The 13,491-nt window shown below is 57.0% G+C and carries 13 protein-coding genes; 5 read left to right on the top strand and 8 right to left on the bottom strand.

The window, feature by feature from the left end; translation table 11 throughout:
- Positions 1–18: 18 nt before the first annotated feature.
- Together E5Q11_RS11145 and E5Q11_RS11140 are read right to left on the bottom strand one after the other, a co-directional pair.
- Positions 19–435, bottom strand: coding sequence for a MerR family transcriptional regulator (locus E5Q11_RS11145; RefSeq protein WP_135803510.1), 417 nt, complete (start codon positions 433–435; stop codon positions 19–21).
- Between the two features lie 114 nt (positions 436–549).
- Complete coding sequence (locus tag E5Q11_RS11140) at positions 550–972, bottom strand: DUF4864 domain-containing protein (RefSeq protein WP_135803509.1); 423 nt, start codon at positions 970–972, stop codon at positions 550–552.
- Positions 973–1,083: 111 nt separating this feature from the next.
- Between E5Q11_RS11140 and E5Q11_RS11135 the strand changes: the two genes are divergently transcribed.
- Genes E5Q11_RS11135 through E5Q11_RS11125 form a run of 3 tightly spaced genes read left to right on the top strand, consistent with a single transcriptional unit; the run spans position 1,084 to position 3,516 of the window.
- Positions 1,084–1,968, top strand: a complete 885-nt coding sequence (locus tag E5Q11_RS11135) for a chemotaxis protein (protein ID WP_135803508.1) — start codon at positions 1,084–1,086, stop codon at positions 1,966–1,968.
- A 16-nt stretch (positions 1,969–1,984) separates the two neighbouring features.
- Complete coding sequence (locus E5Q11_RS11130; protein WP_135803507.1) at positions 1,985–2,842, top strand: Nmad3 family putative nucleotide modification protein; 858 nt, start codon at positions 1,985–1,987, stop codon at positions 2,840–2,842.
- The gene (locus tag E5Q11_RS11125) at positions 2,839–3,516 is read left to right on the top strand and encodes a Rossmann-fold NAD(P)-binding domain-containing protein (protein ID WP_191964472.1); all 678 of its coding nucleotides are present in this window, start codon (positions 2,839–2,841) and stop codon (positions 3,514–3,516) included. Before E5Q11_RS11130 ends, E5Q11_RS11125 begins: the two co-directional genes overlap by 4 nt.
- On the opposite strand, the gene E5Q11_RS11120 is transcribed toward E5Q11_RS11125, so the two are convergent.
- The 5 genes from E5Q11_RS11120 to E5Q11_RS11100 form a co-directional block, all read right to left on the bottom strand.
- Positions 3,480–4,241 (bottom strand): CLCA_X family protein, encoded by a 762-nt coding sequence (locus E5Q11_RS11120; protein ID WP_135803506.1) that lies wholly within the window; start codon positions 4,239–4,241, stop codon positions 3,480–3,482. The genes E5Q11_RS11125 and E5Q11_RS11120 overlap by 37 nt on opposite strands.
- A gap of 71 nt (positions 4,242–4,312) precedes the next feature.
- Entirely contained in the window at positions 4,313–4,738 is a 426-nt protein-coding gene (locus tag E5Q11_RS11115) for an acyl-CoA thioesterase (protein WP_135803505.1), read from the bottom strand.
- 15 nt (positions 4,739–4,753) lie between these two features.
- Positions 4,754–5,890 carry a zinc-dependent alcohol dehydrogenase family protein gene (locus E5Q11_RS11110; protein WP_135803504.1) on the bottom strand — a complete coding sequence of 379 codons (1,137 nt, stop codon included), beginning with the start codon at positions 5,888–5,890 and terminating at the stop codon, positions 4,754–4,756.
- Positions 5,887–6,429, bottom strand: a complete 543-nt coding sequence (locus E5Q11_RS11105; RefSeq protein WP_168215649.1) for a biliverdin-producing heme oxygenase — start codon at positions 6,427–6,429, stop codon at positions 5,887–5,889. The genes E5Q11_RS11110 and E5Q11_RS11105 overlap by 4 nt, the downstream gene beginning before the upstream one ends.
- A gap of 35 nt (positions 6,430–6,464) precedes the next feature.
- Complete coding sequence (locus E5Q11_RS11100; RefSeq protein WP_135803502.1) at positions 6,465–10,103, bottom strand: EAL domain-containing protein; 3,639 nt, start codon at positions 10,101–10,103, stop codon at positions 6,465–6,467.
- Positions 10,104–10,353: 250 nt separating this feature from the next.
- Here E5Q11_RS11100 and E5Q11_RS11095 point away from each other — a divergent pair, with 250 nt between their 5' ends.
- Positions 10,354–11,907: a methyl-accepting chemotaxis protein gene (locus E5Q11_RS11095; protein ID WP_135803501.1), complete on the top strand. Its 1,554-nt coding sequence runs from the start codon at positions 10,354–10,356 to the stop codon at positions 11,905–11,907.
- 86 nt (positions 11,908–11,993) lie between these two features.
- Entirely contained in the window at positions 11,994–12,605 is a 612-nt protein-coding gene (locus E5Q11_RS11090) for a substrate-binding periplasmic protein (RefSeq protein ID WP_168215648.1), read from the top strand.
- Positions 12,606–12,624: 19 nt separating this feature from the next.
- Here the strand turns inward: E5Q11_RS11090 and E5Q11_RS11085 are convergent, their stop codons facing one another.
- Complete coding sequence (locus E5Q11_RS11085; RefSeq protein ID WP_135803499.1) at positions 12,625–13,371, bottom strand: SDR family oxidoreductase; 747 nt, start codon at positions 13,369–13,371, stop codon at positions 12,625–12,627.
- Positions 13,372–13,491 lie beyond the last annotated feature (120 nt).

Raw genomic sequence — 13,491 nt, 5'->3', positions numbered from 1 at the left:
AATGTCTGCCAGGTCGGTTCAGGCGGTTCTTTGCTGGGGCTGTTTGCGCTGGCGGATGTCTTCCAGGGCGTCGCGGCAGCGGTTTTCGTGGGCGTCCAGTTCCATTTCCATCATCGCTATGTCGTTCTTCTGCTGGGCCAGCTGGGCGCGGCGATGCTCCACCACTTCCAGGGTTTTCAGCAGCTGTTTCTCGCTGCCGGTCAGGGTTTCGTCCCACAGGTCGAACAGTTCCCGGGTTTCCGCCAGGGAGAAGCCCATGCGTTTACCGCGCAGGATAAGTTTCAGCCGCGCCCGGTCCTTGCTGCTGAAGATTCGGGTCTGGCCCTGGCGGCTGGGGTGCAGCAGGCCTTCGTCTTCATAGAAGCGGATGCTTCGGGTGGTGACATCGAACTCTCTGGCCAGTTCGCTGATGCTGAACTGCTTTTTCTCGGACATGATGAGACCCGGTCAGAATCTAGGTATTTCCGGATAGCTTAGTTAAAGTTTACGTAAACGTAAAGATATGCGCCAAACCAGGGTGACTGTTTGGCTTGCTATGAATGCCTCAAATCAAATGGTTCCGGGAGCTTCTCTGAGCGCTACGCCGCCAATGCGCCACTGGTCATCATTCTTGACCATGCGGTAGGCTGCTCGCCAGCGCTTGCCTTCCGGGCCAACCAGGCGGACGACCTGTATCTGGAATCCGGGGTGGGGAATGCGCTCCCTGAATTCGAGGGAGGTCGCCTGATAAACCGGCCCATAGGACAGTCTTACCATGTTATAGAACGTATCGACGGAGCCGGATTGGCGCTTGATTCCGTCAGACGCGAAAGACCATGCGGCGTCTTTGTCGTCGTTGGCGAAGGCTTCAATCTGGGACAGAATGATGTTCTGTATGGCGTCATCGGTTTCGTCGGCGGTCGCGGGCATTGCCATTAAAGCCAGGGCGATTACAGCCGCTAAGATAGATGTGGTCAAAGTGAGCGATTTCATGGCCCGGTCTCCGAGAATGTTCTGTACAAGATTTACGCAATCTGCAGGTGGCCGGATTCAAAAATTGATACTGCTATAGTATGTGATGACTTTTTAACAGGAAGGTTCCAGATGGCCGAGGGCAAATCCCATCCCCAGAAATTGCTGCTTTTTTATCTGAACGATCAGCGGTTGTTCGGTCTGGGCACCCTGAAAATCCGGGAGATCATGCCCTATACGCCGCTGTCCCGGCTGCCGAAAAGCCATGGGGCGGTGGTTGGCGCAATGAATTTCCGGGGCTCGACGGTTCCGGTCATCGATATGGCCTATGCCGTGGGATACCCCGCCATGAGTCAGGAAGACCGGAAGACGGCTTCGATTATCGTGACCGACGTTCAGCGTCAGGAAATCGGTTTTCTGGTTCGCAATGTCCGCAAGATTATCGAGACCCAGTGGAAAGATGTGATGCCGCCGCCAAAAAGCCTTGGGGATCGTGCCTTCATCACCGGGCTGCTTCATCTGGACAACGAGATCATCCAGCTTCTGGACGTTGAGCTTTTGTTGGCAAGGGTGTATCCGGAATCGATCAACCCGTCCGAGGTGGTGTTGACTGACGTCCAGCGGGAAATTCTCAAAGGACTGAACATTCTGCTGGTAGACGATTCACAGGTAGCTCGCAAGCAGCTGTCCGACGCGCTGGACAGCAAGAACGTGTCCTACTCGGTCACCACCAATGGGCAGGATGCACTGGATCGGCTGTTGAAGGCGGATGGCGATGGCAGGCCCGTTGATATCCTGGTCAGCGATATCGAAATGCCGGGGCTGGACGGCTATGAGCTGACGTTCAATGTCCGTGATCACAACTCGCTGAAGCAACCCTATATTATTCTCCACACGTCACTGAACAGTGAGATGAGCGTGAGCTACGCCACTCAGGTCGGCGCCGACGAGGCGTTGACCAAGTTTGATGCCGAAGAACTGATGCATGCCATCCTCCGGGGTGCGGAAAAGCGCTAGTTCAGGAGCCTTACCCTTGAAGCTGATTCTCAGCCGCAAAGGCTTCGATTCTTCCGCCGGTGGCTGCCCAAGCCCGGTATTTCCGGACGGCAGCTTCTACGCGCTCCCGATACCCGATCCGCGTTCACGCGTTGCCTACCGCGATATCCAGTATCGGGACGCGAATGTGGGCGCACTGGTGCGGAATCTGACCGGCGACCGTCGGGCCGGAAATCGAAAAGCACACCTTGACCCGGATCTGATCCCGCATGTGAAACCTCGAACCCAGGGATGGACGCCCTGCCTGGGCCAGAGCGGCAGTGCCCAGAGCCATCTGGCCCGACAGGGAGTGGGGGCCGGGGACCTGTTTCTGTTCTTCGGCCTTTTCCGGCGGGTTCTGAAAAGCCAGGGCCGCTGGCGTTTCCGGCCTGATTCAAAGGCGTTCCACGGGCTTTGGGGCTGGCTCCAGATTGGCCATGTCCATACCATTGATGAACTGGCGCCGGGACAGCTGCCATGGGCTTCCGATCATCCACATTTCCATGGGGAGCCGGATCAGCGGAACACACTCTACGTAGCTGCAAAGAACCTGATCCTTCAGGGACAGGACACCGGCTACGCCGGTGCCGGAGTCTTCCCGGAGATGACAGATCGACACAGGTTGACTGCGCCGGATGCCCGAATGACAACACAGTGGCGTTTGCCTGAATTCTTCTATCCGGCTTCGGAGGAGACGGCGATGACCTATCATCAGAAGATGGAGCGGTGGTCTATGTCGGATTCCGGCTGTTATCTGAAAAGCGCTGCCCGGGGGCAGGAATTTGTGCTTGAAGTTGCTCATCGGCCGGCCGCGATGGACTGGGTCAATTCTCTTCTGAAAGGAGTGAGTGCATGAAGGTTTTGCTTCTGGGTGCAACAGGCCTGACCGGGGGGATGGTGCTGGAGAATCTGCTGGCCATGGATGAGGTTTCACAGGTGGTGGCGCCGACCCGACGGGCGCTGACGATTGAACACTATAAACTCAAGCCCGCCGCCGTGGATTTCGCGCATCTGGAGGATCAGTCCGATCTGTTCGCTGTGGATGTCATCATCTGTTGCCTTGGCACAACCATAAAGAAAGCCGGTTCCCGCAGAAGGTTCCGGGAAGTGGATTATGGCTACGCCATCAAAGCAGCCGAAATCGGGCGTCAGCAGGGCGCCTGGGCGTTTATTCTGATGTCGGCCGTCGGCGCATCGCCGTCATCGCCCGTGTTCTACAACCGGATAAAAGGCGAGCTGGAGCATGATCTGAAAGGGCTGGGCTATCCCTGCCTCTCGATCTATCAACCTGGCCTGTTGCTGGGCGAGCGTTCAGAGCACCGCAAAGCCGAGGCTCTGGGCATAAAAGCCATGCCCGCTATCAATGCGTTGCTCCACGGGCCACTCAGGCAGTATCGGGGGATTGAAGCGGCTACCGTTGCCTGTGCAATGGCCAATGAAGCGTTAAAGCTGTCGGAAAACCGAGAAGCCATGGCCGGCGTTCACTACCGGCGTTACGAGGACATGGTGGCGCTGGCTAATTCCCGGTAAAGCGCCCTGCCCAGCGCCTGAAAATAGCGTTGAAACGCCGTGTTGATTCCGGATCGCTGCTGCCCCTGGGGATAGAGCCCGGCTTTGGCTTCGTCGGAATGGCGGCTGCCGCGCACCAGAAAGCTGCTCATGGGCCGGGCATCTTCGATAAAAGCTTCAAATGCTCTGGCGCACATTTCTTCCGGTTTCGCGTAGTAAAGCACGCCCATGGCCTGGTCAGCCTTGCGAGAGTGCTGGAACAGCTCGCTGGGTTCGGTGCCGTTTTCGTTCAGCATCACTGCTTTGAAACAGTCAGCCAGCAGGCCATTGAGCGGGTGGGGTTTCAGCGGGATGCTTTCCAGCCAGCCTTTTGAGGCAAACAACCCCTTTTCAGGTTTCTGGAACAGTCGGCTGCCCATGTAATGGTCGAAGGCGTGAAACCATTCATGGGCCAGGCTGCCGGCCCCGGCATTTTTCGCCAGCGCCAGTTGCCGTGTGGTCGGAATGTAGTGTGCCGCCACACCGGGGCGGCCGCCGATGCCGTACTGCAGCCCCAGGGTGTGGCGCAGTGAGATCAGATGCTCCGGGCCGCCCAGAACGTCCATCAGGTCGTTCAGTGCCTGCTGGAAACGGATGGCCGCCCGGTCTTTCTCGGGTTCTGACACCCATCGCCCGATTTCGATGCTGCGAAATTCAAAGCGCCGCCTGATGCTGGCAAAGTTCGCCGGCTGGGTTTCTGGTCTCATGGGTCTCATCCGGTGACGTCGGTGAGTGGCTGTTACCAGGAAACATACGACAAAACTGTATAGATGTACAGTTATTGGCCGTCAGTGCTGATTCGCTCAAGAGCCTTGCGAATGTTGGCCGGAATCGGGGTCGAACGGTTGCTGGCGCGATCCACGAATACGTGCACCATTTCTCCCACGGCAGCGGCGTCGGTGTCTCCGTCCCTGAAAATCGCGGCTTCATAGGTGACAGACTTGTTCCCGGTTTTGAGCACGCGCAGGCCAGCTTGCAGGGCTTCCGGGTAGGCTACCGGCTTTCTGAACTGGCAGCTGGAACTGACCATGAAACCGACCACCGGTGCGTTATGGATATCCAGACCGCCCTCGTCGATCAGATAACGGTTGATGACGGAATCGAAATAGGAATAGTAGGTCACGTTGTTTACGTGGCCGTAAATATCGTTGTCCATCCAGCGGGTGATGATGGGATAGAACACGGGGTAGTGGGATCGATCCATGGGTCAGAACCGCGGTCAGTTTGTGTCGAAAAGAATGACCTGGCGAATGGCTTTGCCGGCAGCCAGGCGCTCGAAGCCTTCGTTGATCTGGTCAAGCGTCAGGGTGTCGCTCAGCAGCCTGTCCACGGGCAACCGGCCCTGACGGAACAGGCTGACGTAGCGGGCGACGTCCCGCACGGGTACACAGCTGCCCACGTAGCTGCCTTTCAGTGTGCGTTCCTCGGCCACCAGGCTGACCTGCTGGATCGATACTTTGCGGTCCGGGTGCGCCAGCCCGCCGGTCACGGTGATGCCACCGCGTCGGGTGATCTGGTAAGCCAGTTCCAGCGCCTTTTCCGAGCCTGCCATTTCAATGGCGCAATCCACACCGCCGCTGGTCAGCGCCTTGATCTTGTCCCGGCACTCCGGATCAGAAGGGTTGAAGCCCTCGCTCGCGCCGAGGGATTTCGCCATGGCCAGCTTGTCGTCGTCCAGGTCCACGGCTATGACCTGGCCCGCCCCGGCAACCAGGGCGCCGAGAACGCTGTTCAGCCCAACGCCGCCCAGGCCAATGACGGCCACTGTCTGCCCTGGCCGGATGTCGGCCGAATTGATCGCAGCGCCAACCCCTGTCAGCACCGCACAGCCGAATAATGCGGCGTGTTGGAACGGCAGGGATCTATCCACCTTGACCAGCGAGTTCCGGGAAACCACGGCGTGGTCGGCAAAGGCGGACACCCCAAGGTGATGGTTAATGGGGGTGCCGTCAGCACGATGCAGGCGATGGCCGCCGTCAATCAGGGTGCCGGCGTTGTTGGCCACGGCGGCCGGTTCACATAACGCGGGCCTGCCCTCGGCGCAGGGGCCGCAATGGCCGCAACTTGGCACAAAGACGGTGACCACATGGTCGCCGGGCGCCAGGTCCGTCACCCCAGCTCCAACGGTCTTCACGATCCCCGCTGCTTCGTGCCCCAGCGCCATGGGCAAAGGCCGCGGCCGGTTGCCATCAATGACCGAGAGGTCAGAGTGACACAAGCCCGCGGCTTTGATTTCAACCAGCACCTCGTGATTGCCGGGCCCATCCAGTTCCAGCTCTTCAATTACCAGCGGCCGGGTTTCATGGTAGGGGCGGGCGCTGTCTCTGTTCTGAAGAACGGCGGCCATAACTTTCATAAGGCACTCCTGATGAGCCACTCGAAAATCCTGTTTGCACTAGCGATGCATTGCATTCGGGTTAGCGGTTGTTCTAAAAGTTCTTCGAGGCGGTGTATGACGACTGGCCAGGCTGGCTGATCCGGCGCACTGTCAAAGAAACCGAGGTGATTGATCGCAGGCGTCCCGATAAGACTTGTTTGAAGCTGTTTTTTGATCATCTTGCTGCCCAGCTCCGAACCTTTCATCACGTAAGCCAGCCCCTCCCAGCTGCCGCTGGCCCCGGGAATATCGGGTTCCGGCCAGGAATCGTAATCATTGTCGTCAGGCGGCAGGTTCAATAAACCGGCCAGTGCCTGAATATCGGCCTCGGCCTTTGCCGACCGGCGCTGCGGTATCAGCAGGGTATCCGCATGATCGGGCCGTAACCGACGTTCCAGGTGTTCCAGAACCTTCCAGTGCCGGTGCCACCATTTCAGTAGTTCAAGGTACTCAGCCGGTTGCAGCAAGGGATTCATAATGGCCAACGCGCACTGTGTATCTTCAAGCTTCTGATGCAAAGGCCTGGTGCTGGTTCGCAATTCGGCGACGTGATTCAGCATGGCCGGGAGTCGACCGTTTTGGCCTGGGGTCTTCCAAAATGGTAACCCTGGAAATAATGACAGCCGAGCTGTTTGAGTAGTCCCCATTCCTCTCGGCTTTCGACCCCTTCCGCAACCACTCGAAGCTCAAGCGTCTGCGCCAGGCTGATGATCAGCTTGACGATGGCTTCGGCATTGGGGTCTGTGCGCATGGCCTGGACAAACTGCAGGTCTATTTTTACTTCGTCAATCGGCAGTTTTTGCAGATAGGACAGGGAGGAAAACCCGGTACCAAAGTCATCGAGTGAACACTGTAGCCCCGCTTCTTTCAGCTGTCGCATCTTTTCGATTGTGTCATCCAGATCGTACTGTAACAGGGTTTCTGTTATCTCCAGCTTCAGGTTTTGAGGCCGCACGTCCGCCTGTCTCAGACATGCCAGAACCTGATCGACAAATGTTGGCTGTTGAATCTGCAGGGCACTGATATTGATGGATAAAACCAGATGTTTGTTGGCCGGTATGCGGCTCCACTCTGCCAGGGTTGCGCAGGCTTTTGCCAGGACCCAGTTGCCCAGCTCAACGATCAGGCTGCTTTGTTCGGCAACAGGGATAAAGTCCGCTGGAGAAATTGGCCCGAAATCGCAGTGGTTCCATCTGATCAGTGCTTCGTAACCAACGATTTCTTCGACGTCCTTCACGATGGGTTGGTAGTGTAACTCAAGTCCTTCGCTATCCGTTCTCAAGGTATTGCTCAGGTCTGTTTCCAGGCGGTGGTGCTGCTGGGCAATTTCATGCATGGAACGCTCAAAGATCTGTATGCGCCCGCCGCCTTCCTTCTTGGCGGTGTACATAGCCAGGTCAGAACAGGCCATCAGATCCAGGTGGTAATCCGGCACGTCGTCGGAAACCGCGATACCGATGCTGCAGTCAATCTCGTAGCTGATGCCGCCCAGCCAGTAGGGTGCTGCAATAGCAGATCTGATGGATATCGCGCATGTTTCAGCCTTCCTCACAGCCTCAGAATGGTTGGCCTGGGCGGTCACCAAAACAATGAATTCGTCGCCACCTATTCGGGAAATGATATGGCTCTTTGCCGCCGAGGAGCGGATTCGGGAGGCCACTTCGCAGAGTATTGAATCCCCGATTTTATGGCCGTGGACATCATTGATCGTTTTAAATCTATCGAGGTCAATAAACAGGGCTGCCACGTGCTGATCGCTGATCAAGGACAGTTCATCCAGGTGTTTTTTCAGACCCGCCCGATTCAATAATCCTGTCAGGCTGTCATGCTCTGATCGGTACTGAGCCTGCTCCTGCGCTTTTCGACGTTCGCTGATGTTGGTCAATGAGCAGACATAACCGGCATGCTGATTGGAACTGCCGGTTTTCTTCGCCGCGATTCTGGCAAGATAGAAGCCATAGTCGCCGGGGGCATCGAACTCCAGATCCTGCTTTTGCGCCTGCTCGACGGAAGCCAATAACTGATCGCTGATTTCCGGAGTCAGCGCTTCCGCCAGCGTTTTACCGGTAAAGGCATTCAGAGGTTGACCGAAAAGGTTATGGTTACCGGAGTAGACCGTGTTGATCAACCCGTTTGGGTCAAGATCCACCAGGATTTCCGGGATGGTGTCCAGGATCGCCGTCATGGCCCGCTCGCGGTCCAGCACCTGTGCTTCCAGAGCCCGCTGTTCCGTAATGTCCCGCTGGACACTGACAAAGTGGGTGGCCTCCCCCGCTTTGCCAAAAATCGGAACGATCTTGATTTCGATCCAGTAGGGCGAACCGCTTTTGGTGTAGTTTTTAAGTGTTGCGACGACAGGTTTGAACTCTTTCAGCGCCGCCGAAATTCGGGCCAGCTCGGTCCGGTCTGTTCCCTCGCCTTGAAAAATATCGGCAGACTGACCCAACAGCTCTTTTTCGGTGTAGCCAGTTGCATCACAAAGGGCGGGATTGGCATAGGTTATAGGCCGATGGCCCGACGGGGCCAGTTTTTCAGCCCAGGTTATCAAGACAAAATCAGGCATGGTTTCAAGGGCTTTCCCTACTATTTTGGCCTGCTCCTGCTGATTGCTGATCCTGATTCGGTAGTAATGGTTGGTAATGGCGTTGGATGCGCCCTCCAGGCATTTTTCCCAGCCTTCCGGCCAGGGTGCCGACTGGTCCTGCACCTCCTCGCGCCAGAGGGCGAAGGAGCGCCTGGCGCCCAGAACCTGGTCGCCGCTTCGTGTCTGCAGGGTGGTGTAGCTGTCAGGACGTCCAGCCCAGACCCGACTGAACTTCAGCATGGGGCGGGCCATTATCAGGCAGCAGCTGGCGAAATTCTTGATCGGGCCAAAGGCAACGCCGCCAATGCTGCTGGTATCGACCAGGCCCCGGCATTCCGGCCAGAGGCTTGCTTTGCAGGTTGACTGGGGGCCGGTGCCGTCATTGGCTTTACGGACCAGCCAGCCTTCTGCCTCCGGCGTCAAAGCGTCCCCGAATCGCGCGCCCGCCATGAACAGGGTGGCGTGGCTTGCATCAAACCACTGTTTCAGAAATTCAAGCAGAATCAGGTAACCGTTTTCATCGACGTTGTCCTGTTTTTCCAGGCCAACCTCAATCTTTTTTAGCCTCTGAACAAAATCAAGCTGGTTCTCTGCAGTCTGAATCCGGGACAGATTCTCGACCTGCCTGGCAATCATTCGCCCCAGTACTTCCATGGCCATCAACAGGGTGTAACGTACGTGATACGGGGGTGTTCTGGGCGTTCCATGATGGCAGGAGAGCATTCCCCAAAGCTTTCCGTCGACAATGATTGAAACGGTCAGCGTTGCGCCTACCCCCATGTTTTTAAGGTAGTCGAGGTGAAAGGGCGAGGGCGCACGCAGTAAACAGAAGGACTGATCCAGGTGCTGTTTTTCAGGCTTTGTCGGCAGCAGCCTGGCCGGGTCAGCGTTCACGTCGCCGATGATTCTGAGCAAGTTGCGCTCGTAGAGTGTCCGCGCCTGGGCTGGAATGTCACTGGCCGGAAAATGCTGCCCCAGAAACCGGAGGCTCTGGCTCGGCTCGCAGGCTTCGGCAACGATTTCACCGTGCCAGTCATCGTCGAACCGATACAGCATGACCCGATCGTACTTTGAGAATGCCTGAACGGCAGTGGCACTTTTTTGTAACAGGTCATCCAGGTGGGTGGTTGCCTCGATCACACGAATGGCTTCCAGCAAGGGTTCGATTTGACCGTTTTCTGAATTGCTCGAGTCATCCAGCGGCAGGCATTCAATGATTCGGCAGCGTGTCCCGGATGTGGCGAAATGCTCCAGTAGTTCAACCCGGCTTGATAAACCGCCGGAGTCGCCCCGGCCGGAAGTTTCGATCGTTCCGATGTGTCTGGGTTTTTCCGATGGATAATGGGACCTGGACGACGCCGAGAGGGCGGCACCAATGGCGGGCATGGCCTGGCTGAGGTTGAGCCCTTCTTTCAACCCTTTAAGGCCCAGTAGCTGCTCTGTGTTTTCCGACCAGCGCAGCAGATAGCCGGTCTGGCAATCGACCACCAGGACAGCGCCGATCGCCTGGACCATCTCCGGGTGTCGGATGTCTTCGCTTTCGCAGTGCTGAAGCTGGTCAGCAGACGTCAGGATGACCTGCTCTGAAACGCGACTGGGCTTATCCACTGTAATTTTACGATCCAATACTGATTATTGTTGGGTTGGCGCATTGCCCACTGGTTCTTGGATACGGTCGCTACGGTATTACCGGGAATCTGGTAAGTATAGACGCTCAGTCCGGACTGCGCTTTTGTGGTGCAGAATAAATGTCACAGTCAAATATATGTTTAAAAGCGACTCAAGGGTATCGTTGTTTTGCCGTTAACTATACTGGCAATTTCAGCGGTTGTTTCCGTTTTTAATAAGGACCTTGGCGATGCGTAAAAACCTTCCCGTAACCAACAACGAGCGTACGTTTCCGGAATCCCAGAAACTGATCTCGTCGACGGACCTCAGAGGCAAGATTCAGCACTGTAATGATGCGTTTGTTGAGATTAGCGGTTTTACCCGGGAAGAGCTGATTGGCCAGCCCCACAATATTGTTCGGCATCCGGACATGCCGCCGGAAGCCTATGAGAACATGTGGTCGCACCTCAAGGCCCGGCGGCCGTGGATGGGTCTGGTAAAGAACCGTCGCAAGAACGGGGATTTTTACTGGGTCAGCGCTTACGTTACGCCGGTGACGGAAAACGGTGAAGTGGTGGGCTATGAATCCGTGCGTTCCTGCCCGAATCGGGCTGACGTTGAACGGGCCGACAGACTCTACGCAAAAATACGTAACGGGAAATCCGGTCTTCCGATCTGGAAAAAATTCAGTCCCAGTGCTGTGCTTCTGGCACTGGTGTTTCTGGTGGCCGGCGGTCTGTTTTTTCTGGATTATCAGGTTGCTTCGGAAATTGTGCTGTCGCTGGGCGTGGTCGCCTATGCGGTCTGGATGAACCTGTCCAAGCGGCACCTGATCAAATCGATTACCGGGCTGATGGACAAGTCGTTCACTGATGATCTTGCTGCCATGAGCTACACCGATGATGACCTCCAGCTGGGGCGCATCAAGGTGGCCGTTCGGGCCCAGCAGTCGCACCTGGATGCGGTGCTGACCCGCCTCGAGGATTCTGCAGACAAGGCGAAAACCGGTGCCATGCACGGTCTGGAAATCATGTACGAGGCCCAGGAGACACTTCGCAAACAGCAGGCGGAAACGGAACAGGTGGCGGCGGCGGTTCACGAAATGTCCCAGACCATCGCCGAGGTATCCTCCAACGTTCAGGAAACGGCGTCGAAGGCAGAAGGTGCGCGGGAATTTGCGACCCAGGGTTCGTCAGTTGTGGCGGCCACCCGGGTTTCCATCGAAAACCTGAAATCGACCGTGCACAACATCAGCGAGTCGGTGCAGGAACTGGCGTCTGAAACCAGCAAAATTGCCGGCGCGGCCAAGATCATCGAGGAAATTGCAGAGCAGACCAACCTTCTGGCGTTGAACGCCGCCATTGAAGCGGCGCGTGCGGGCGAGCATGGCCGCGGCTTCGCGGTGGTTGCGGACGAAGTGCGTAACCTGGCCCGTCGGACCCAGGATTCCACCAGCGAAATCCACGGCATTATCGACACGCTCCAGTCCCGCTCTACGAATTCGGTGAAAATCGCCAAAGAGGGCAATGCTGCGGCAGACAGTGGCCTGGCGAAAATGCTGGAAGCGGAGCAGACTCTTGGCGAAATCGCGGAATCGGTCAATGTCATCGCCGAAATGGCCACCCAGATGGCGGCGTCTGTGGAAGAGCAGGCCCAGGTGGCGGATCAGATCAACGAGCAGGTGGAACAGATTTCTACCCTGGCCTCCGAGAACCTGGCCAAGGGCGAAGAATCCACTGAGAGTTCGAAAGAAATGGACCGTATCGCCAGCGACCTGCACGAGCTCGTCGTAAGGTTCAAGTAACTGGTATGACGAAAAAAGCACCCTGGTTGTCAGTTATTGCAGTGTCACTCTGGTGCTTTTGTTCGTCAGCGTTGGCAGACCAATCATTGAGACTGGTCACCGAAGAATGGCCCGGACTGATTGACAACAACCCGTCGGGGCCCGAGGGGGTTCTCTGGGAGCTGACCCGTTCGACCCTGGAGGATATGGGGTATTCGGTTGAGCTTGAATTCATGCCGTGGAAGCGGGCCCTGCAGTTGGTCAGGCTGGGCCAGCGGGACGGCATCATCGGTATCGGCTTCAATCGCGAGCGCGCAGAAATTTACCGATTTCCTGATCACCCGCTGCTATTAAGCCGCACCGTGGTGGTGTCTCCGGCGGGCTCCGGCTTCGACTTTCAGGGTATTGAGTCCCTGAGTGGCTTGCAGGTAGGTGTGTCTCCCGGCTATTCCTATTCCCAGGAAATCCGGGAATCCACAAATTTCGACAAAGTCGACATGCCGTCCATTCAGGCCGGGTTGGGCATGCTCTTGCTCGGTCGAATCGATGTGATGCTGGCCAATTACCATGCAGCGGTCAGCCAGGCGGTAGAGCTTAACATCACTGATCAGATTGAATACTCCGATAAGGCCATCAGCAGTGGGCCTGTTTACCTGGCTTTCCGACCCGAAATGGACCAGTCGGTGATTGACGAATTTTCCCGAAAACTCCCTCAGTGATTGGTCAGTGTCCCGGGAATTACATGGCCCTGGCGAACAGGCCGAACGGCATGGCTTTGAGTACGTGGCTAAGCGGCGTCCAGGGCCACCAGGGCACGTAGGCACAGCGTTTTTCGGCGTCAATGGCTTTGACCAGAGCCTTGACGCCGGTGTCCAGATCCACCCGGAAAGGCGCGTTTTTGGTGCTCCGGTTTATGTCCGTCAGGATGTAGCCGGGCATGATGTTGCTGACGTTGATCGGCTTGCCCCGGGTATCCAGTTGCAGGCCTTCGGCCAGTGACGCCACTGCCGCCTTGGTCGCGGCATAGACATTCAGTGGGCCGCGGAACCCGCGCACCCCGCTGACGGATGACATCAACACCAGGTGGCCGCTGTTCTGCTCCCGGAAAATTTCCATGGCCGCTTCACTCTGCGCAATCGCGCCGATCACATTGGTTTCCACGGTCTGGCGGTTGGCCTCGAAATGGCCGCGTCCGATGGGTTGCGAGCTGCCAATGCCGGCGTTGACCACGACCCGGTCCAGGCTGCCCAGTTCTTCCCTGAACCCGCGAAACACCTCGAATACCTGCTCGTAGTTGCACACGTCCAGGCCGCGAACCAGCACCCGGATCTCTGGATAGGCTTGCTGTAATTCCCGCTGCAGGGCTTCAAGTTTATCCGCACGGCGGGCACAGAGCGCCAGGTTGCAGCCTCTGGCCGCCCATTCCCTGGCCATGCCCTCGCCCAGGCCGGAGCTGGCGCCGGTGATCAGAATATTTTTTCGCATGATTTGGCCTTTGCATCGTTGAACGATGAGACTAGCACGATTGCCACCGATTGGAATCGCGGGTATCCAATTGCCGTTTGCTGACGTAAACCCCAAACAGAAACAATGAGATCGCCGAGA

The organism is Marinobacter confluentis (assembly GCF_004785685.1).
GTDB classification, from domain to species: Bacteria; Pseudomonadota; Gammaproteobacteria; order Pseudomonadales; family Oleiphilaceae; genus Marinobacter; species Marinobacter confluentis.
The sequence above is the reverse complement of the archived record's forward strand: the minus strand, read 5'-3'. Positions and strand labels throughout refer to the sequence as shown.

Coding starts and splice junctions, on each gene's coding strand:
- E5Q11_RS11135 (WP_135803508.1), top strand. CDS start 1,084: ATGGCCGAGGGCAAATCCCATCCCCAGAAATTGCTGCTTTTTTATCTG.
- E5Q11_RS11110 (WP_135803504.1), bottom strand. CDS start 5,890: ATGAAAGTTATGGCCGCCGTTCTTCAGAACAGAGACAGCGCCCGCCCC.
- E5Q11_RS11120 (WP_135803506.1), bottom strand. CDS start 4,241: ATGAGACCAGAAACCCAGCCGGCGAACTTTGCCAGCATCAGGCGGCGC.
- E5Q11_RS11145 (WP_135803510.1), bottom strand. CDS start 435: ATGTCCGAGAAAAAGCAGTTCAGCATCAGCGAACTGGCCAGAGAGTTC.
- E5Q11_RS11140 (WP_135803509.1), bottom strand. CDS start 972: ATGAAATCGCTCACTTTGACCACATCTATCTTAGCGGCTGTAATCGCC.
- E5Q11_RS11085 (WP_135803499.1), bottom strand. CDS start 13,371: ATGCGAAAAAATATTCTGATCACCGGCGCCAGCTCCGGCCTGGGCGAG.
- E5Q11_RS11115 (WP_135803505.1), bottom strand. CDS start 4,738: ATGGATCGATCCCACTACCCCGTGTTCTATCCCATCATCACCCGCTGG.
- E5Q11_RS11125 (WP_191964472.1), top strand. CDS start 2,839: ATGAAGGTTTTGCTTCTGGGTGCAACAGGCCTGACCGGGGGGATGGTG.
- E5Q11_RS11095 (WP_135803501.1), top strand. CDS start 10,354: ATGCGTAAAAACCTTCCCGTAACCAACAACGAGCGTACGTTTCCGGAA.